The organism is Brachybacterium sp. JB7 (assembly GCF_003335205.1).
Classification (GTDB): domain Bacteria; phylum Actinomycetota; class Actinomycetes; order Actinomycetales; family Dermabacteraceae; genus Brachybacterium; species Brachybacterium alimentarium.
Map to the genome: position 1 here is coordinate 121823 of NZ_QPGN01000007.1, position 19672 is coordinate 141494.

Here is a 19672-nt window from a genome sequence, read left to right on the forward strand (position 1 = left end):
TCAGCGTGCGGTGCGCCAGGGCGTACCGTATCGACGTGCAGCTCTCCCTCGCCCTCGGCGCGGTGCCGTTCGCGGACGGCGACAGGGGAGTCGGCGTCCGCCTCGCCGCCGCCCTCGGGGTGCTGATGCTGGGGGCGATCATCTGGGCCAGCACCCTCGCGGGGTTCCACCGGGATCTGCGGGATCCCCGCCGGCTGGACGACGCGGTGATCGTCGCGCACCGTCCTCGTCAGCTCGCGATCATCGTGTCGTGGGTCGCGATGGCGCTGACGGTGATCTCCCTGATCGCCTTCGGCATCAGCGCTTCGGCGCAGGCGCAGGGAGGGCTGGCCGCGTCGTTGCTGCTCACCGTGCTGGTCGCTCTCCCGGTGGCGACCGCACTGCCCGGTCTGAGCCGCCGGTACGCGGAGGGCGCGGGCGTCATCGCCGTCTCGCCGGCGGGGCTCACCATCGCCACTGCTCGCGGCGACGCCCCGGAGCCGGTGCCGTGGTCGCGGGTCGGCACCGTGAGGCCGTCACGATCTGCCGCGTGCTCCCTGGTGAATGTCGGCTGCGGGGTGCGCGACGCGCCCGACGGGCTCGGTGCACGGGTGCGCTGCGCGCCCGCGGAGCGCAGCGGCCGTCGCGCGCGGTGGGCAGCGGAGGGCTTCGTCCCCACGGCGGGAGGTCCGTGGCGGACCTCGAGTCGAGCTGGTCCCGGACCCGGACGCGCTCCCGCGCTCGCGCGGCGGCGCGGCGCGGCCTTGCGGCGCTGGCCTGGGCGCTGCTCGCCTGCCTGCTGATGGTGGTCGGCTTCCTGGCCGTGATCGTGCAGGGGGACGAGTCGTGGTGGGTGGGCCTGCTGCTGGTGTGGGCCCCGGTGCTCGGTGCGGTGATCCTCGCCCCGCGGCTGTGGCGGGAGCTGCGCACCGGCCAGAGGCGCTGCGCGACGATCACCTCGCAGGGCTGGTTCGACCTGCTGCACGGTCAGGGCCTGGTGCGCTGGGAGCACATCGAGAGGATCGAGCTGCACCAGCGGCACACGGTCGTGCTCACCCGGGGCAGTGCTCCGCCCTTCCGGGACCGCGACCTCGGCAACCGACTGAACCACCGCCTCGAGGACGCGATGCGCAGCTCCCCTCGACCACTCCCGAGCGCCGGCCCGCTGTTCCGTGAGATCGGACCGCACCACCTCCCGTACCGACCCGAGTCCAGAGCGTTCGACCTGGTGGATCACGCTGCGGAGGTCGGAGGCATCGACGTCCGGCGCCCGCCGACATTCGAGGAGATGCGCGGCCCACGGCGCTGACGGACACCGACCTGGAGCTCCGCGACCGGGGCTGATCGCGCGGTCACGGGCGGGGGCAGGGCGTCAAGCGATGCCGAGTGCGGCCTCGGTGCACGGGTCAGCATCGACCGTCGCGCCCTCGATGTGGATATCGCCCTCGGCGGTGATCCGCAGCGTCGCGCCGTGCTCGTCCACGGTCTCCAGGACGGTGCTCGAGTCGTGCTCCGTGACGCCGTCGATCTGCTCGAAGCCGTAGCCGAGGATCGTCGAGTTCACGGTCGCGATCCGGGAGTCCCAGCCGGCGTCATCCGACGGGACCGGCAGCGCGGTCTCCGGCGCCCAGGTGCCCGGAGCGAAGAGGCAGGCATCCTCCGAGGAGGCCACCGTGCGCGTCTCCTCCACCAGCTCCCAGGACGTGCCATCCACTGCCAGGATGCTCGCGAGCTCGGTGGCCAGGTCGTCGTAGTGCGAGGCGGCGCCCTCGGCCGGAAGCGGGACGGAGCCGCCGCATGCGGTCAACGGCAGCAGCACCCCGAGGAGGGCCATGGCGGGGGAGAGTCGGCGGCCGGCGCGACGGAGCACGGGTCCTCCTGGAGGGTGGGTCCTGCCCCATGGCCGATCGCCCCGGGTGCTGTGCGCCCCACGGTATCCCGCGCCCGTGCGGTTCCTGGAGGAGGGGTGCACGGGGCGCCGGCTCGGAGCGGAACCCCGGACGTCCTGACCTCTGGCCCGCAGGTCCTCAGAGCGTCAGTTGCAGGTGTCGCACACGCCGGTGTAGGGCAGCGCGTAGAAGCAGTCCGGGCAGATCGTGAGCTGCTCCTCGCCCTTGGCGGGGACACGCTCGGTGGTCTGCACCGTGGAGAGGTTGAAGCCCTGGACCTTCGGATCCTCACGATCCTCCGGAGCCAGGCCCTCACGGAAGGTCACGTAGCCGGGATGGATGTACATCAGCGGCCGACCGCCCTTGTCCTGCACGGTGAGGCTGCCGTTGGACTGCGTGCGGTAGAAGGTGTGGGCACCGACGCGGTCGAAGCTCTCCCCGAGGATGCTGACGTCGGCGGCGGACCAGTCGGAGTTCCAGGCGAGCGCCTCGTCACGGGTCATCCGGCGACGGGTCGAGGAGAGAGTGTTCATGCCTCCAGTAGAGCACGCGTGTAAACCCCGGCCCGTCGACCTGAGACCGACGAATTGACGGAACGCGATCGGCGTGCCGCCCAGAATTGCCTGGTCAGACCGTTGCGGCGAGCTGGGCGGCGAGGAGCGTCACGAGCAGGGTCGTGACGTGGAGGACCCCGCGGGGACGACGCTCGGCCACCGTGACCCGCAGCGACGGAACAGCAGGCCGGAGGCGAGTCCCGCCACGGAGACCGTCGGCGTCACCGGGCTGTTCCCAGGGTCAGGGTGACGAGCGCTGCACCGAGGAGAGGCCTGATCCACGGCCGGGCCCTTCCGAGCAGCGCAGTGGTGAACGCCCGGGGCAGAAGGCCTCTACCTCCGGCGATGTGATGATCGCCCCGGCGGCAAGCGCGGCAAGCGCGGCAAGCGCGGCAAGCGCGAAAGGGCGTTGCGGCACGGGCCGACGGACGGACGCCGCAGCGGCCCGCCCGGGGGCGAACAACGTCACGACCGAGTGCAGGGCGTAACGCACTAAAAAGGGTGTACATAGGTGTGTGTGCAGAAAGGGTGCGCTCAGAAAGGGGTGTGCGCTCAGAGAGGGGTGTACAGACACCTGGTCCACGACCCGCGATCCGGGTGGGGTGCCTCGCGAGCATCGGTGGCGGGGAGCGGCTCTGCGTGCTCAACTGCCCGCGTAGGTCGCTGTCACCATGGAAGTGTCCTCCGGCTCGCTTCCGCAGCGTCGCAGGAAGGTGGCTGCGCGGCACGAAGGACTGAGGCGTGCACCACTCGTGCAGTCATCCCTCCGGTCGTCTGTCGGACCGTGCTCGTATCTTTCTTCTACAGGCCCCACGCGGTAGTTGTTCCCCGTTCCGATCACGGAGCGGACGCCGACGCTCATTGCCGAACTTCGGCGGTTCCAGAGCACACGCAGCTGCACAAGGCCTCTCTTTCCCGCAATAGCCCAGGCACGCCTGTGTCCACGGGTCTTCGTCCCCTCTCCAGAATGGAGTGCAGCTGTGAACAGCAATGCGCCGTCACCCCAGGATCCGGGTTCTCCGGACCAGAATTTCGCGCCGAGCTTCGGTGGTGCGCCCTATGGCCAGCCGGATCAGGGCATCCCGGGGGTTCCGCCGGTCCCGCCCGCCGGTAAGCGCGGGAAGAAGAAGTTCATCGCGGCCGGCTGCGGCTGCCTCGCCTTGCTCGCGATCGGCCTGGCCAGCTGCAGTGCAGTGGTCCTCTCCGCCAGCGGTGGCTCCGATGACGACGAGCCGGCCCCGACCGTCTCGGTCGAGGCGGAACCCGCCGTCGAGCAGGTGGAGGAAACCTCCGAGGAGGTCGTCGAGGAGGATGACCCCGCAGAGGACGCCGCGGCAGAGGACGCCGCTGCAGAGGAGCAGCCGGCCGACGACGCCCCCGCGAAGGACGAGCAGGCCGAGGAGGAGGCTCCCGCGGAGGGCGACGTGCCTGCGGAGCACACCTCCGCGCTGAACAGCGCCCAGAGCTACTCCGACCTGATGCACATGTCGAAGGCGGGCCTGTTCGACCAGCTCACCTCGGAGTACGCCGACAAGTTCTCCGATGAGGCCGCGCAGTACGCCGTGGACAACGTCGACGCGGACTGGAACGCGAATGCCCTGGCATCGGCCGAGAGCTACTCGGAGACCCTGTACATGTCCAAGCAGGGCGTCTACGACCAGCTCACATCGGAGTACGGCGAGCAGTTCCTGCCCGAGGAGGCGCAGTACGCGATCGACACGATCGAGGCGGACTGGAACGAGAATGCTCTGCAGAGCGCGCGCAACTACCGGGACTCGATGGACATGTCACCGGAAGCGATCCGCGACCAGCTGACCTCCGACTACGGAGAGCAGTTCACGCAGGAGCAGGCCGACTATGCGATCGAGCATCTCGACGACTGATCAGCCGCGCCCGTGAGCGGCGCACCGAGAACGCGGGGTCCGTGCCCAGGCACGGGCCCCGCGTTCTCGGTCGGGTGTCAGGCGAAGGAGCCGACGAACTCCTCGACCTCCGTGCTGACCTCCGCGTCCATGTCCTCATCGGAGATGGTCGCGGTGCCGTCGCCGTCCTGCGGGCCGTAATCGCCGAAGCTCGCGTGGCTCGCCCCCTGGATCTCGACCATCGCCGCGTCGTCGGGCAGGAGGCTGCGGGCCTCGGAGACCTTCGTCGGGGTCGACAGGCCGTCCTCGCTGCCGGCGAGGCTCAGCACCGGCAGGCCGTGAGCCGAGAGATCGGTCGCGCAGTAGGAGCCCAGCAGCAGGAGGGCATCGGCCTCCGCGGCGACCTGGCAGGCACGCACACCGCCCAGGGAGTGACCGCCCACGATCCAGGTGCCGACCTCGGGAAGATCCCCGGTGAAGGTGTCGAGGCCGCGCCGATCCAGCAGCGCCAGGTGCAGCCACGGCTTGACGATCACCACGGTCATGCTCTGCTCGGTCACCAGCTCCGCGAGCCGTGCGGCATAGGCGTCGGGCTCGACCTTCGCGCCCGGGTAGAACACGAGGCCGGTCGCGGAGGGCCCGCCCGCCGCGGGCTCAAGGATCAACGAGGAGCTCGACTCGGTCACCTCGACACCGGGATCCCCGAAGACCTCCTCGAGGGGCTCGGGTTCGGCCTCCATGATCCCGGTGCGGCTCCAGACCACGAGTGCGGCGGCGACGAGCACCACGAGCGCGAGTAGCACGATGAGCAGGCGGGACGCCCAGCGGCGGGCCTGACGGGCGGTGATCATGGACCCACGGTAGGGCACCGGTGAGCTGCCGACGCCGCGCTGCCGCCCCGCCCGACGAGTCCCGTCCGCCCTCTCAGCCCTCGTCCCCGGAGCCCACGGGCAGCGACGGGTCCGGCAGGTAGACCGTGCCGCCGGACTCGCGGAACTCGCGGGACTTCGCGTCCATACCCGCCCGGATGAGTTCCGCCTGCGCGATCTCGCTCTGTGCAGCGGCGTCGCCGTAGGTGTCGCGGATGTCCTGCGACAGGCGCATCGAGCAGAACTTCGGGCCGCACATCGAGCAGAAGTGCGCCGTCTTCGCAGGCTCTGCCGGGAGCGTCTCGTCGTGGTACTCCTCGGCGAGCTGCGGGTCCAGGGACAGTCCGAACTGGTCCCGCCACCGGAACTCGAAGCGGGCCTTGGACAGAGCGTTGTCGCGGGCCAGGGCGCCCGGGTGCCCCTTGGCGACGTCGGCCGCATGAGCGGCGATCTTGTAGGTGATCACGCCGGTCTTCACATCGTCGCGGTTCGGCAGCCCGAGGTGCTCCTTCGGAGTGACGTAGCAGAGCATCGCGGTGCCGTAGCGAGCGATCTCCGTCGCCCCGATGGCGGACGTGATGTGGTCGTAGCCCGGCGCGATGTCGGTGACCAGCGGACCGAGCGTGTAGAACGGCGCGCCGTGGCACAGCTCCTGCTGTCGCTCCACGTTCTCCCTCACCAGATGCAGCGGGATGTGTCCGGGGCCCTCGACCATGACCTGCACGTCGTACTCCCACGCGCGGGCCGTGAGCTCGGCGAGCGTGTCGAGCTCGGCGAACTGCGCGGCATCGTTCGCGTCCGCCAGCGACCCCGGGCGCAGTCCGTCGCCGAGGGAGAAGGACACGTCGTAGCGGGCGAAGATCTCGCACAGCTCGTCGAAGTGCTCGTACAGGAAGTTCTCCCGATGGTGAGCCAGGCACCAGCCCGCGAGGATCGAACCGCCCCGGGAGACGATCCCCGTCACCCGGTTCGCGGTCAGCGGCACGTAGCGCAGCAGCACCCCGGCGTGGATCGTCATGTAGTCCACGCCCTGCTCGCACTGCTCGATCACCGTGTCACGGAAGATCTCCCAGGTCAGCGCGTTCGCCTCGCCGTCGACCTTCTCGAGTGCCTGGTAGATCGGCACCGTTCCGATGGGCACGGGCGCGTTGCGCAGCAGCCACTCCCGCGTGGTGTGGATGTCGTCCCCGGTGGACAGATCCATCACCGTGTCCGCGCCCCAGCGGGTCGCCCACTCGAGCTTGGAGACCTCCTCGGCGATGGACGACGTCACCGCCGAGTTGCCGATGTTGGCATTGATCTTCACCAGGAACGCGCGCCCGATGATCATCGGCTCGGCCTCGGGATGGTTCACGTTCGCCGGGATGATCGCGCGGCCCGCAGCGAGCTCGCTGCGCACGAGCTCCACGTCGCAGCCCTCCCGCAGCGCGACGTAGCGCATCTCCGCAGTGATCTCTCCCCGTCGGGCGTAGTGCATCTGCGTGACCCGTGTGCCGGCGGAGGACCGCAGCGGAGCACGCCGGGCACCGCGCCACTCGGCGCTGGCCTCACCGCGGCGCACGGCGCCGCGTCCATCATCGGCGAGGGCGCGGTCGCGCCCGACGTACTGCTCGACGTCGCCGCGCTCGATGATCCAGCCGCCGCGCAGCGACGGCAGCCCGACCTCGGGGTCGCAGCCGGGGCCGGCGGTGCGGTACACCGGGAAGGGCGGGGTGCGGGTGCCGTCGGGGGCGTCGTCCTGGAGGACCTGTGTGATGGGCACACGGATGCCATGATCAGGATCCTCGAGCAGGTCGAGGCGGTGGGTGGAGTAGTTCTCAGGGCGTGCGGACATAGCGCTTCGCTCTCCTTCTTCCTTCGCCGGCACTATCCGGAGCAGGTTCATTCGGTACTCGGACGGCGACAGTCCGATCTCAGCCCGCTGCAGCGGGCACCCGAGGGATCGACGGTGACAATAGCACCTGCGCAGGAGACGGCGGACACTCCGCTCAGCTCGCCTGGCTACGCTGAGCGCACGTGCGCCGCGGAGACGGCGCCGGACCAGGACCTCGCGGAAGGCGGCCTTCATGACCCTCACCGATCTCCTCGACGCTCTCGACAGCGGCGAGACGATCCCGGCGGGCTCCCCGCTGCATGCCGTGATGCACGAGACCAGCCAAGAGGCGCTGCGGATCACCGGAGAGCTCAACGGCGGCTATCACGAGCCGGCCCGTGTGCGCGAGCTGCTCTCCGCGCTGACGGGTCGCGAGATCGCCGAGAGCGTGACGGTGTTCCCTCCGTTCACCTCCGACTTCGGCAAGAATATCCGGCTGGGCGAACGGGTGTTCCTCAACGCCGGCTGCCGTTTCCAGGACCAGGGAGGGCTCGAGATCGGCGACGACTGCCTCATCGGCCACAACACCGTGATCGCCACCTTGAACCATGACCTCTCGCCCCGTCGCCGCGGTGACCTGCACCCCTCCCCGGTGGTGATCGGCCGCAACGTGTGGATCGGTGCGAACGTGACCATCCTGCCCGGCGTCACGATCGGTGAGGACGCGGTGATCGCGGCGGCCTCCGTGGTCACGAAGGACGTGCCCGCGCGGGCACTCGTCGTGGGGTCCCCGGCCCGGGTGATCAGGACGGTGGAGGACTGAGACGAGACGTCCTGGCCGCCCTCGCTGTCCATGACGTAGTCTTCCATGTTCGGACATAGCGCAATCCAATGGAGGACATGTGAAGCTCGGTCTCGTAGGGTTCGGCGTCGGCGGGCGCTTCTTCCACGCCCCGTTCATCGATGCCGCCCGCGGCGTCGAGCTCAGCGGCATCGTGGCGCGTTCCGAGCGGACCACGCGGCGCGTGCGGGAGATCTACCCGGATGTCCCCATCTACGCGAGCCTCACGGAGATGCTCGCGGCGGGCGTCGACGCCGTCACGATCACCACCCCGCCCAGCACGCGCCGCGACCTGGTGCTCGAGGCGATCTCTGCCGGGGTCCACGTGGTCGCCGACAAGCCCTTCGCGCCGTCGGCCGAGGTCGGTCAGGAGCTCACCGATGCCGCGCGCGATGCTGGAGTGGTGCTGTCCGTGTTCCACAACCGGCGCTTCGACGCGGATCTGCGCACGCTGAAGGGAGTGCTCGATACGGGGCGTCTCGGCGACCTGTGGCGGGTCCACTCGCGCTTCGACCTCGACCAGGCCGAGGGGCTCGAGGCCGGCCCTGAGGGCGGGCTGCTGCGCGACCTCGGCACCCATCTGGTCGACCAGCTGATGTGGCTGCTGGGACCGGTCGAGGAGGTCTCGGCCCAGATCGATCATGTGGACCGGCCCGAAGGGCGCACGGACGCGTCGTTCGTGGTGACGCTGCGCCACCGTTCGGGCGTGACCTCCTATGCTTCGTCCAGCAAGCTGAACCACGTGCAGGCTCGTACTCTGCGCGCGTACGGCAGCCTCGGCGCCTACGAGGCCCACGGCACCGACGTCCAGGCCGACGCTGTCCTCGCGGGCGAGAGCCCGGCGGCGGATCGGGCGTCGTGGGGATACGAGCAGCCAGAGCACTGGGGAACGCTCCATACCGCGGAGGGTGACGAGAAGGTCCCCTCGGCCCAGGGTGCCTACTTCGAGTTCTACGAGCAGTTCGCCGCCGCGTGCGGCGGCCGGGGGATGCCGCCCTCGCCGGGGCAGGAGGGCGTGGCGGTGCTTGCCGTGCTGGACGCCGCCCGGCGCAGCGCCCTCACGGGGAGCCCGCAGCAGATCCGCTGAGGGCACCCGGGCGGCGTGCACGGACCTCAGGTGCGTGCACGGCCAGGGCCTCACGCGTCTGTCGGCGGTAGTCGCGCGGCGCCATCCCGCAGGCTGCGCTGACGTGGGCGTAGAAGCTGCTGAGCGAGCCGAATCCGCTGCGCTCGGCGATCTCGGTGGTGGGCAGTGAAGTGGTGATCAGCAAGCGCTGCGCCTCGGCGACGCGGCACATCGTGAGGTAGTCACCGATCGTCGCACCGACGGTGTCTCGGAAGACGGTCATCGCGTGGGAGGGCGTCAGGTGCGCGGCGCGCGCGACGTCCTCCACCCTCACCGGGGAGCGGAAGCGCTCGACCACGCACTGCGCCATGGCCATCGTGTGGCTGATGCGCGCGGTCGGCACTCGGCGGGACCCTCCGGCGCGGAAGGCGGCCTCCGACGGGTCGAGTTCGACGAAGGGCGGCCAGGAGCTGTCGTCGGCCGGGGCGCTGCGCAGGATCCGTCGCAGCAGCGCCTGGATCTCCAGCAGCGCCACGGCGGCTCCCTCCGTGTCCTCGTACTCCTCGAGCCAGGAGGGGATCATCGTCGCCATCCGATCCCGCACCAGCTCCGAGTCAGCGACCAGCGGACGCGGGCGGAGGAGCGCGCTCAGCTCGCGGTCGGGCAGGTTCCAGCCCATGACCGTGGAGACGGGCACGTGCACCCAGCGCACGTCCCCGGCACGGGAGTCGACCAGCCCGTGCGGCTGCGCGGCCCAGAACACCGCGATCTGCCCCTCCCGCACCACGAACGGTCTCCCTGCGAACACGTACCGCAGCTCGCCGCGCAGCACCATGTTGATCTCGACGTCGTCGTGCCGGTGCATCGACTGCATGTGCGGCGGATTTCCGCGGCGGCACCAGAGCCCGGGCGCCATCGTCTCCACATCGGGCAGCGAGAGGGAGCGAGGGCGCATGGCGCCACGATAAGCGTCCATCGAAGGATCCTGGAAGAACACCGCAGAATCAGGCGAGACGTCCCTCCACGTCGGCACCTAGCGTGATGGCATGACGTCGAACGCCTTCCTCACCCATCCCAAGATCGCCATCATCGGAGCGGGCGGCTTCGTCTTCCCGTTCCGCCTCATCGGCGACCTCCTCAGCTTCCCGGCCCTGCGCGAGGCGACCCTGACCCTCATGGACGTGCGCCCCGAGAAGCTCGGTCCGGTCGCCGACGCCACCCGCGAGCTGATCGCCCATCACGGCTTCGGAGCCGCCGTCGAGGAGACCACCGACCGCCGCGCGGCGCTGGACAGCGCCGACATCGTCATCATCACCTTCCAGGTGGGCGGTGTGGAGTCCTACGAGCACGACGTGATGATCCCGCGCAAGTACGGCATCGACCAGACCGTGGGCGACACCGTGGGTCCCGGCGGCGTGTTCCGCTTCCTGCGCTCGGTGAGCGCCTACGACGCGATCATCGACGACGCCCTGGAGGTGTGCCCGGATGCCGCCTTCATCAACTACGCCAACCCCATGGCGATGGCCACCAGCTACCTCAACGCGCGCGGCCTGCGCTGCGTGGGCCTGTGCCACAGCGTGCAGGGGACCACCCGAATGCTCGCCCGCACCCTCGATGTGCCCTACGAGGAGGTGCGCTACCGCTGCGCCGGTATCAACCACCAGGCCTGGGTGCTCGAGTTCTCCCGCGGTCAGGAGGACCTCTATCCGCAGCTGCGGGAGGCGATGAACGAGCGCCATCAGCGCGGCCGCGGCGGCTCCGGGCTGGCCGGGGACGACGGCGACCACAGCGAGGCCGCCGAGGACTTCACCGTCTACGAGGGCGGCAACGAGCAGGTGCGCACCACCCTCATGAACGCTTTCGGCTACTTCGAGACCGAGTCCAGCCACCACGCCTCGGAATACCTGCCCTACTTCCGCAAGACGCCCGAGCTCACGCAGGAGTACATCCCTGAGCGCTGGGACTACTTCGAGATCTGCTCGGCGCATGACGACCAGGGCGATATCGACACGCAGCTCGAACAGCTCAAGGCGGAGCTCGCCCCGTCGGTCGAATACGGAGCCACCATCGTCAACTCGATCGTCACCGGTACCCCGAGCGTGGTGCACGGCAATGTGCCCAACAACGGGTCGATCATCACGAACCTCCCGGCCGACGCGTGCGTCGAGGTGCCCTGCCTGGTCGATGCGAACGGGGTCCAGCCCACCGCGATCGGAGAGCTGCCGCTCCAGCTCGCCGCGCTGAACCGCACCAACGTCAATGTGCAGACGCTCGCCGTGCAGGCCGCGCTGACCGGCTGCCGGGAGAACGTCCATCACGCGGTCGCGCTGGACCCGCTGACCGCGGCCCAGGTGACCCTCGAGGACGCCCGTGCCATGACCGACGAGCTGTTCGAGGCCCACGCGGACCTGCTGCCGACGCGGCTGAAGGGCTGACCTCACGGGCGCTCCGCGGAGCCGCGGGGCTATGGTCGGTGCCGTACACATCTCGTCGTGGACGAAGGGGACCGGATGGCTCCGTGGTTGCTCGCCCTGCTCGCCGGACTCGTGGCCGGCGGTGCCCTGCTGCTGGGCAGCGCGGTCGCCTGGTTCCTGAAGGTCCCGGGGGCCGTCGTCGCCGGGATCATGGCGTTCGGTGCCGGGGTGCTGATCTCCGCCCTCACCTTCGAGCTCGTCTCGGACGCGATGGAGCAGGGCGGCCTCGCCGCCACCAGCGGCGGGTTCCTCGCCGGAGCGGTCATCTACGTGGGGCTGAACCTCCTGCTCGCCCGCTATGGCGCCCGTCATCGCAAGCGCTCCGGTGATCAGCAGCCCTCCGAGGCGGACCGGAGCGGCAGCGGGGGAGCGATCGCGATCGGCGCCCTGCTGGACGGGGTGCCCGAATCCATGGTGCTCGGGCTGAGCGTGCTCGCCGGACCGGGACTCAGCGTGCCCATGTTCGCCGCCGTGTTCATCTCCAACGTTCCCGAAGGGCTCTCCAGCAGCGCCGGTTGGAAGGCCGCGGGTCGCAGCCGACTCTATGTGTTCGGGATCTGGGGCGCGATCGCCCTGGCCTCGGGCATCGCGTCCTTGGCCGGCTACGCACTGCTGGACGGAGCGGCGCCGGCCACGCTCGCGGTCGTGAACGCGCTGGCGGCAGGAGCGATCCTCGCGATGATCACCGACACCATGATCCCGGAGGCCTTCGCCGAGGACTCCCTCTACTCGGGACTGCTCGCGACCCTGGGCTTCCTCGCGGCGCTGACGCTGCATGCGATGGGGTGATCGGGTGCGCGACGCACGGACCGCTCGAGGCGACGGCCTCCCGGGCAGGCGCCGATCTCGTCGCCCTGACCCGGGGTGACAGTCGTCGGCCTCCGACCCGGAGCCCGGGCGGAGGCCGACGATCGGTCAGGATCCCATCATGGCGACGCGAGGTCGCCGTTCCTGATCCTGATCAGAAGACCAGGATCAGGATGATGATGACCAGCAGGATCGTGGTGATGCTGACGGGCAGAACTGCCTTGCGCATGAGGACTCCTTCACGGAGAGGACCCCTCGGGGTGTCCCGAGAGGTTCTGAAGCCTAGGCAGAGATGGGCGGAGAAACGATCGAGAGGCGCTCGGACGACCTCGTGTTCGGGTGTCGCCGCAGGTCGTCGCGGAGAGCGACCGGATGGTCAGCCGGCAGTGCAGTGCCGCCGGAAGGAGGACCGCCTCAGCGCTTGTGATATAGCGATTTCCGCTGGAAACGCGGTTCGGACGTGACCGAGATGCCGAGGTTGCGGAAGATGTCCTCGTCCACGGTCCCCAGGATCGTGGTGGTGTGCACGTCGCAGCCGGCGAGACTGCGCAGCTCATCCAGCGCGCGCCGGGCGTGATCGTCCGTCGAGGCGGAGACCGACAGGGCGATGAGCACCTCGTCGGTGTGCAGGCGGGGGTTGCGCGAGCCCAGGTGATCGGTCTTCAGCGTCTGGATCGGTTCGATCGAGCTGGGGGAGAGCAGGTGCGCGGTGTCCTCGATGCCGGCCAGATGCTTGAGCGCGTTCAGCACCATCGCCGCGGAGCACCCCAGCAGCGGTGAGGTCTTGCCGGTGATGATGGTGCCGTCGGCCAGCTGCATCGCCGAGCCCGGCTCGCCGGTGGCCTCCTCGACCGCGAGAGCGGGCCGCACCACGGCGCGGTCCTCGACCCGGCAGCCCGCCTTGCTCATCACCATCGCCACGCGCTGGGAGACGACGTCGTCGAGATCGTTGATCCGCTCGTCCACCGCGGCCTTGTAGTAGCGGCGGATGATCTCCTGGCGGGCGGCCTCGCGGCATACCGCGTCGTCCACGATGCAGTGCCCGGCCATGTTCACGCCCATGTCGGTGGGGGACGCGTAGGGCGACGCACCGGTGAGCTTCTCCAGCAGGGTGCGCAGCAGCGGGAAGACCTCGACGTCGCGGTTGTAGCTGGTGGCCTGCGTGCCGTAGGCGGCCAGGTGGTACGGGTCGATGAGGTTGATGTCGTCCAGGTCGGCGGTCGCGGACTCGTAGGCGAGGTTCACCGGGTGCTCGAGCGGCAGGTTCCAGATCGGGAAGGTCTCGAACTTCGCGTAGCCCGCGGGGATGCCTCGCGCGTGCTCGTGGTAGACCTGCGAGAGACACGTGGCGAGCTTGCCGGAGCCCGGGCCCGGCGCGGTGACGACGATCAGGTCGCGCTGGGTGGTCGAGTACTCGTTGGCACCGAACCCGCGCTCCGAGACGATCCGGTCGGTGTCCTGCGGATAGCCGGGGATCACGCCGTGGCGGGCGACCTTCAGGCCCAGTCGCTCCAGGCGCTCGACGAAAGCGAGCGCCACATGGTTGGACGGCTCGAGCTGGGTGAGCACCACGTTCTCGACCAGGAAACCGTGCTCGCGGAACACATCGATCAGGCGCAGAACGTCGTCTTCGTACGAGATGCCGAGGTCCGCACGCACCTTCTGTCGCTGGAGGTCCTTCGCGCTCAGGCACACCATGATCTCCAGCTCGTCCTTGAGCCGCTCCAGCATGGCGATCTTGTTGTCCGGCGTGAAGCCCGGCAGCACCCGCGCGGCGTGGTGGTCGTCGAACAGCTTGCCGCCCATCTCGAGGTAGAGCTTTCCGCCGATCTGGTCGCGGCGCTCCTGGATGTGACGGGACTGCATCTCGATGTAGCGCTCACGATCGAAGCCGACGACGCCGCTCCCGCGGGCCTCCACGGAGGAGGTGGTGGACGATGCGGGGGAACGGGGATCCGAAGCAGTCACCCCGGCACGCTAGCACCGAAGACCCTCTGTCGAGCGGCGGCGCGGCTGGCCTGTGAGAGGTGACGCCCGCAGCGGAGGATCCGGGGTGCGGGGGGTGCTGGACGCCCCGATCCGCCGCTGTCTCAGTAACTGTTGATTGGTATCGATAGCGGTTGACCAGGTGTGCCGATGAGCAGGCGTGACAGCTGGGTGGCCGGGGGTCGCGACGGCTCGCCGGATGCTGAACCCTTGCGTCGTGCTTCTGTGTGGGGCAGGATGTGCGGCATCGCTGCGAGCGGCCCGACTCCACGGTGGAGCGCGAGGCAGCTGCCGCGGCTGATCCCACCCTTCGCCACCGCCGACGAATCTCCCGAGTGTCGATACGAATCGATGCCTAGTCGGGAGTCCAGAGGAAGCAGGACGACGATGCCTTCGACCCCGACCCCGACCCCGACCCCGACCCCGACCCGGAACACCGCGCCGTGCCCTCCCGGTCCGGCCGGCCATCCCCGTGACCGTGGCGCTGGTGTCGAGCCGACGCGGCGGGCCCTCGCGCTCGGCGCGCTGTCGGTGCCCGGCCTCCTGGCACTGGCCGGATGCGCCTCCGACGGAGGGGGGTCGGACCCCACAGCGATCAGGATCGTGGACTACTACAACACCCCGGCCGACGACGTCGCGATCAACGGGACCTTCGAGAAGTGCGCCGCCGACCTGGGCCTGACCTTCTCCCGCGAGAGGGTTCCCGGCGACCAGCTCGTGGCGAAGGTGCTGCAGATGGGATCCTCACGCACCATGCCGGACCTCCTGATGCTCGACAATCCCAACGTGCAGCAGGTCGCGGACTCCGGAGCCCTGGCGCCCCTGGGGCAGTACGGGATCAGCGCTGAGGGGCTCACGCCGGCCGTCGCCGACCTGGGCATGTACCAGGGAGAGCTCTACGGGATCGCCCCCACCGTCAACACGATCGCCCTGTTCTACGACGTGACGGCTCTCGAGGAGGCCGGCGTGGAGCCTCCGACCACCTGGGACGAGCTGCGGGAGGCCGCGGCGGCGCTCACCACCGAGGACCGCTACGGCCTCGCCTTCTCGGCGATCGCCAGCTACGAGGGAACCTTCCAGCTCATGCCGTTCATGTGGTCCAACGGAGGCGAGGAGACCGACCTCGACGGAGAGGGAGTCCTCGGCGCGAGCGGGCTCTGGGCTGACCTCATCCGCGAAGGCAGCGTGTCCCGTTCCGTCGTGAACTGGGGTCAGGGCGACGCGATGGACCAGTTCAAGGCCGGCAACGCCGCGATGGTCGTCAACGGGCCCTGGAACATCGCCGGTCTGGAGGCGGACACCCCCGATCTCGAATGGGACGTGACCACGATCCCCGTTCCGGCCCTCGGAGAGGACTCGGTGGCGCCGCTGGGCGGCGAGGTGTGGACCGTGCCCGCGACCGGGAACGAGGAGAGGCAGGCGAACGCCGCTGCCCTGCTGAAGGCGTTCGTCGCCCCGGAGAACCAGCTCTACATGGCCGGTGAGCGGTCGACGATCCCCGGCGATGTCGAGGCCGCCGAGCAGTTCGCGAGCGAGAACCCGGACCTGAGCACCTTCGTCGAACAGGTCTCCACCGCCCGGTCCCGCACCGCGCAGCTGGGACCCGACTGGCCGCGCACCGCGAAGGCCATCTACACCGCCAACCAGCGCGTGCTCGTGGACGACACCGACCCGGCCGAGGCGTTCGACGAGGCCGCCCGGACCGTGAGCTGAGCGAGGGAGAGACATGACTGCCATCCAGACCCGCCGCCGGTCACGCAACCGTTCGGACCTCCTGGTCCGCTATGCGTTCGTGCTGCCCGCGGCCCTCTACATGATCGCGTTCTTCGGGTACCCGATCCTCAAGAACGTCGTGATGAGCTTCCAGGCCTACGACTTCGCGACCTTCTTCAACGGTCACGCCCCCTTCGTCGGCGTCGACAACTACGCAGCCACCTTCAGCGACCCGATCTTCCTCCGAGCGCTGTCCAACACCGGGCTGTTCACCGTCGGCTCGATCATCGGGCAGTTCGTGCTCGGCATGGGGCTGGCGCTGTACTTCCGCAAGAGGTTCCCGCTGTCGGGCTTCCTGCGCTCCCTGCTCCTGCTGCCGTGGCTGCTGCCGATGATCGTCTCGGCCGCGGTGTGGCGCTGGATCCTCGAGCAGGACAACGGCGCCCTGAACCAGTTCCTCTCCGGGATCGGACTGATCTCGGACCCGATCCCGTGGCTGAACAGCTCCGACACCGCTCTGATCGCCGTGATCATCGTGAACATCTGGCTGGGCATCCCCTTCAACGTGGTGCTGCTGTACAGCGGGCTGCAGTCCATCCCGGACGAGCTCTACGAGGCAGGTCAGCTCGACGGCGCCACCGGCTGGAAGTCCTTCCTCCACATCACCCTGCCGATGCTGCGCCCGGTGGTCTCGGTGGTGCTGCTGCTCGGCGTGATCTACACGATCAAGGTCCTCGACCTGATCATCGGCCTCACCGGGGGCGGCCCTGCCAACGCCACCCAGACCCTCGCCACCCGCAGCTACGAGATGAGCTTCGTCGAGTTCGACTTCGGCCAGGGCGCGGCGCTGAGCAATGTCCTGATCGTGATCGCCCTGGCCTTCAGCATCGTCTACCTGCGCGCGAATGCCCGCGCCGCGAAGAACGGATGACCGCGATGAGCACCGCCACCCACTCCGCCCCCGTCCTGACCGCGACCCCTCGCCGCCGGCGACCCCGCCGCTCCTGGATCCATACCGTGATCGGCATCGTCCTGGTCGCGATCATGCTGTTCCCCGTCTACTGGATGCTCAACGCCTCTCTGGCCCCGGCGGGCAACAGTCTGAACACGCAGTGGCTGCCGCTGGACCCCGACTTCTCCGGCTACTCCCGCGCGATCGCCGATCAGGGCCAGAACCTGGTCACCTCGGTGATCGTCGCCGTCGGCGCCTGCCTGCTGTCGATCGTGATCGCGGCACCCTGCGCCTACGCGCTCGCCCAGTTCAGGATCAAGGGGACCGCCGCGCTCCTCTTCCTGGTCCTGATCAGCCAGATGATCCCGGGCATCGTGATCGCCAACGCGCTGTACACGGTGTACACCCCGCTGGGCCTGATCAACTCGATCCCGGGGCTGATCCTGGCCGATGCCTCGCAGGGGATCCCCTTCGCGATACTCATCATGCGCGCCTATCTCGAGACCTTCCCGACCTCGATCGTCGAGGCGGCCCGGGTCGACGGCTGCGGGCATGTGCGGGCCTTCTGGTCGATCGTGCTCCCGGTCTCGAAGAACTCGCTGATCACCGCCGGGATCTTCTCGTTCCTCTTCGCGTGGAGCGACTTCCTCATGGCGCTGACCCTCACCACCGGCGAGACCATCCGACCGGTGACGCTGGGCCTGTACACCTACATCGGCACCAACGACACCGACTGGAGCGCCGTGATGTCCACGGCCGTGCTCTCCTCCCTGCCCGCGGTGATCCTCATGATCGTCGCCCAGAAGTACGTCGCCGCCGGAGCCACCGGCGGAGCCGTCAAGTGACCTCCTCCCTCTCACACGACGAAAGGCCTGATCCCATGACCTCCAGCACGACCCCTGCGCCCCTGCGCGTCACCGTATGGGGCGAGAACCGCCACGAACAGCGCGACCAGCGCGTGCGAGACCTCTACCCCGAGGGCATGCACGCCGCGATCCGCGACGGCATCGTCGAGAACCTCGGCGACGGCGTCGCCACCCGCTTCGCCCTGCTGGATGATCCCGAGCACGGCCTCAGCGAGGAGGTCCTCGCCCGGACGGACGTGCTGACCTGGTGGGGCCACATGGCGCATGACGAGGTCTCCGACGAGGTCGCCGAACGGGTCCAGAAGCACGTCCTCGCGGGCATGGGCCTGGTGGTGCTCCACTCCGGGCACTGGTCCAAGCCGTTCACCCGCCTGATGGGCACCACCTGCACCCTGCGCTGGCGCAACGAGGCCGATCGAGAGCTGGTGTGGACCGTGAACCCCAGCCACCCGATCGCCGAGGGCGTTCCCCATCCGATCGTCATCCCCGAGCAGGAGATGTACGGCGAGCACTTCGACATCCCGGTGCCCGATGAGCTCGTGTTCGTCTCCTCCTTCAGCGGGGGAGAGGTGTTCCGCTCCGGCTGCACCTTCCGCCGCGGCAAGGGCAAGATCTTCTACTTCAGCCCCGGGGACCAGGACTACCCCGTCTACCAGCACCAGGACGTGCGCCGCGTGATCGCCAACGGCGTGGACTGGGCGCGGCCCGCCGCCGGCGACCGCGAGGTGCCGTTCCTGGACCGCTACGAGACCGACTGGTTCCTCACCGGAGCGAGCGGCCAGGGCGTGGGCGACGCCGAGGCGGCGGGGAAGCAGGCATGAGCGCTGCCAGCGAACCCACGGCAGTGCCCGCAGCGGCCGCAGTACCCGCCGTGCCCGCCCCCGGGGAGGGCGCGCTGGTCCCGGTGGTCGTCGTCGGCGCGGGAGGCATGGGGAAGGCGTGGATCTCCACCGTCCTCAGGAGCGACACCGCCCGCCTGGTCGGGGTGGTCGACGTGATCGACGGCGCCGCGGCGAAAGCGGTCGCCGAGGTGGTCCCTACGACGGAGCAGGCCGGCATCGCCACCGGCACGGACACGCTCGACGTCGCGCAGAGGGCGCAGGCCGAAGCGGTCATCGACGTCACGATCCCCGCCGCGCACCATCCGGTGACCGCCGATGCCCTCCACGCCGGACTGCCCGTGCTCGGGGAGAAGCCCTGCGCGGCGACCCTCGCCGAGGCGGTCTCGCTGGCCGGGCACGCCGAGGCCACGGGGAAGCTGTTCACGGTCTCGCAGTCCCGACGCCACAATCCCCACCTCCACGAGGCGCGACGCCTGGCCGATTCCCTCGGCGGCGCGGGCATCGTGAACACCCGCTTCTCCAAGGCACCTCGCTTCGGCGGGTTCCGCGAAGAGATGGCGCACCCCCTGATCATCGACATGGCGATCCACGCCTTCGACGCCGGACGGGTGCTGATCGACGGCACTCCGGTCTCGGTCACCGCCACCTCCTACAACCCGTCCTGGAGCTGGTACGCCGGGGACGCCGCGGCGACCGTCGTCATCACGTACGACAGCGGCGCCGTGCACACGTTCTCGGGCTCCTGGTGCTCTCCCGGAGTTGAGACCAGCTGGAACGGCGAGTGGACCCTCAGCTGCGGCGGCGGCTCCGTGGCCTGGGACGGCGAGACGCCGCCGACGGCGTGTCCCGCGGACGGCGAGCAGATCGTCGGCCGTGCCCCCGCGGCGGACGCCCGCTGGGAGCTCGACGCCTCTCTGGCCGAGTTCTGCGCCGCGCTGCGGGGAGGCCCGACTCCCGCCTCCGAGGTGCACGGCAACGTGTGGACCCAGGCGATCGTCGAGGCGGCGGTGCGCTCCGCGGACAGCGGGCAGCGCGTGCAGCTGGCCGATCTGCTGGACGAAGCCCTCGAGGGGGGCCGGGCACTCGATTCCGTTGACGGGCGCAGCCGGGCGCTGCAGGCGTGGAAGACTGGACGTGCGGGTCTGAGCATCGGGTGACC

General features: G+C 69.6%; 18 protein-coding genes and 1 riboswitch. Of the genes, 12 read left to right on the top strand and 6 right to left on the bottom strand.

Annotated elements, in window-relative coordinates:
• Nucleotides 1-35: 35 nt before the first annotated feature.
• Both CIK81_RS10655 and CIK81_RS10660 read left to right on the top strand, forming a co-directional pair.
• On the top strand, nucleotides 36-782 hold the full coding sequence (locus CIK81_RS10655) for a hypothetical protein (RefSeq protein ID WP_114355685.1): 747 nt from the start codon (nucleotides 36-38) through the stop codon (nucleotides 780-782).
• Nucleotides 782-1288 carry a hypothetical protein gene (locus CIK81_RS10660; RefSeq protein ID WP_141393726.1) on the top strand — a complete coding sequence of 169 codons (507 nt, stop codon included), beginning with the start codon at nucleotides 782-784 and terminating at the stop codon, nucleotides 1286-1288. Before CIK81_RS10655 ends, CIK81_RS10660 begins: the two co-directional genes overlap by 1 nt.
• Nucleotides 1289-1351: 63 nt before the next feature.
• On the opposite strand, the gene CIK81_RS10665 is transcribed toward CIK81_RS10660, so the two are convergent.
• A complete protein-coding gene (locus CIK81_RS10665; protein WP_096166009.1) occupies nucleotides 1352-1849 on the bottom strand; it encodes a hypothetical protein in 498 nt (165 codons plus the stop codon).
• Nucleotides 1850-2014: 165 nt separating this feature from the next.
• Complete coding sequence (locus CIK81_RS10670; protein WP_096166010.1) at nucleotides 2015-2401, bottom strand: hypothetical protein; 387 nt, start codon at nucleotides 2399-2401, stop codon at nucleotides 2015-2017.
• A 1001-nt stretch (nucleotides 2402-3402) separates the two neighbouring features.
• Between CIK81_RS10670 and CIK81_RS10675 the strand changes: the two genes are divergently transcribed.
• Nucleotides 3403-4305 (top strand): Ltp family lipoprotein, encoded by a 903-nt coding sequence (locus CIK81_RS10675; protein WP_096197610.1) that lies wholly within the window; start codon nucleotides 3403-3405, stop codon nucleotides 4303-4305.
• 77 nt (nucleotides 4306-4382) lie between these two features.
• Here CIK81_RS10675 and CIK81_RS10680 read toward each other — a convergent pair whose 3' ends face one another.
• Together CIK81_RS10680 and thiC are read right to left on the bottom strand one after the other, a co-directional pair.
• Nucleotides 4383-5135 carry an alpha/beta hydrolase gene (locus CIK81_RS10680; RefSeq protein WP_096197611.1) on the bottom strand — a complete coding sequence of 251 codons (753 nt, stop codon included), beginning with the start codon at nucleotides 5133-5135 and terminating at the stop codon, nucleotides 4383-4385.
• A 73-nt stretch (nucleotides 5136-5208) separates the two neighbouring features.
• Nucleotides 5209-6987 carry a phosphomethylpyrimidine synthase ThiC gene (gene thiC, locus CIK81_RS10685; RefSeq protein ID WP_096166013.1) on the bottom strand — a complete coding sequence of 593 codons (1779 nt, stop codon included), beginning with the start codon at nucleotides 6985-6987 and terminating at the stop codon, nucleotides 5209-5211.
• Nucleotide 6988: 1 nt separating this feature from the next.
• Nucleotides 6989-7099: riboswitch (TPP riboswitch) on the bottom strand.
• A 120-nt stretch (nucleotides 7100-7219) separates the two neighbouring features.
• Here thiC and CIK81_RS10690 point away from each other — a divergent pair.
• Both CIK81_RS10690 and CIK81_RS10695 read left to right on the top strand, forming a co-directional pair.
• Nucleotides 7220-7789, top strand: coding sequence for a DapH/DapD/GlmU-related protein (locus tag CIK81_RS10690; RefSeq protein ID WP_096166014.1), 570 nt, complete (start codon nucleotides 7220-7222; stop codon nucleotides 7787-7789).
• A gap of 79 nt (nucleotides 7790-7868) precedes the next feature.
• Nucleotides 7869-8894: a Gfo/Idh/MocA family protein gene (locus CIK81_RS10695; protein ID WP_096166015.1), complete on the top strand. Its 1026-nt coding sequence runs from the start codon at nucleotides 7869-7871 to the stop codon at nucleotides 8892-8894.
• Here the strand turns inward: CIK81_RS10695 and CIK81_RS10700 are convergent.
• Nucleotides 8866-9828: a helix-turn-helix domain-containing protein gene (locus CIK81_RS10700; RefSeq protein WP_114355694.1), complete on the bottom strand. Its 963-nt coding sequence runs from the start codon at nucleotides 9826-9828 to the stop codon at nucleotides 8866-8868. The two genes, CIK81_RS10695 and CIK81_RS10700, sit on opposite strands and share 29 nt — an antisense overlap.
• Nucleotides 9829-9919: 91 nt before the next feature.
• Between CIK81_RS10700 and melA the strand changes: the two genes are divergently transcribed.
• Complete coding sequence (melA, locus tag CIK81_RS10705) at nucleotides 9920-11308, top strand: alpha-galactosidase (RefSeq protein ID WP_096166016.1); 1389 nt, start codon at nucleotides 9920-9922, stop codon at nucleotides 11306-11308.
• Nucleotides 11309-11383: 75 nt separating this feature from the next.
• Nucleotides 11384-12136 carry a ZIP family metal transporter gene (locus CIK81_RS10710; RefSeq protein WP_096197613.1) on the top strand — a complete coding sequence of 251 codons (753 nt, stop codon included), beginning with the start codon at nucleotides 11384-11386 and terminating at the stop codon, nucleotides 12134-12136.
• 432 nt (nucleotides 12137-12568) lie between these two features.
• Here the strand turns inward: CIK81_RS10710 and CIK81_RS10715 are convergent, their stop codons facing one another.
• A complete protein-coding gene (locus CIK81_RS10715) occupies nucleotides 12569-14074 on the bottom strand; it encodes a DUF1846 domain-containing protein (RefSeq protein ID WP_255411068.1) in 1506 nt (501 codons plus the stop codon).
• Between the two features lie 453 nt (nucleotides 14075-14527).
• Here CIK81_RS10715 and CIK81_RS10720 point away from each other — a divergent pair, with 453 nt between their 5' ends.
• The 5 genes from CIK81_RS10720 to CIK81_RS10740 are packed head-to-tail and all read left to right on the top strand — an operon-like array spanning nucleotide 14528 to nucleotide 19670.
• On the top strand, nucleotides 14528-15853 hold the full coding sequence (locus CIK81_RS10720) for an extracellular solute-binding protein (protein WP_114355687.1): 1326 nt from the start codon (nucleotides 14528-14530) through the stop codon (nucleotides 15851-15853).
• Nucleotides 15854-15866: 13 nt separating this feature from the next.
• On the top strand, nucleotides 15867-16784 hold the full coding sequence (locus CIK81_RS10725) for a carbohydrate ABC transporter permease (protein WP_096166020.1): 918 nt from the start codon (nucleotides 15867-15869) through the stop codon (nucleotides 16782-16784).
• Nucleotides 16785-16789: 5 nt separating this feature from the next.
• A complete protein-coding gene (locus CIK81_RS10730) occupies nucleotides 16790-17650 on the top strand; it encodes a carbohydrate ABC transporter permease (protein WP_176485642.1) in 861 nt (286 codons plus the stop codon).
• Between the two features lie 35 nt (nucleotides 17651-17685).
• A complete protein-coding gene (locus CIK81_RS10735) occupies nucleotides 17686-18492 on the top strand; it encodes a ThuA domain-containing protein (protein ID WP_096166022.1) in 807 nt (268 codons plus the stop codon).
• The gene (locus tag CIK81_RS10740) at nucleotides 18489-19670 is read left to right on the top strand and encodes a Gfo/Idh/MocA family protein (RefSeq protein WP_096197615.1); all 1182 of its coding nucleotides are present in this window, start codon (nucleotides 18489-18491) and stop codon (nucleotides 19668-19670) included. The genes CIK81_RS10735 and CIK81_RS10740 overlap by 4 nt, the downstream gene beginning before the upstream one ends.
• Nucleotides 19671-19672 lie beyond the last annotated feature (2 nt).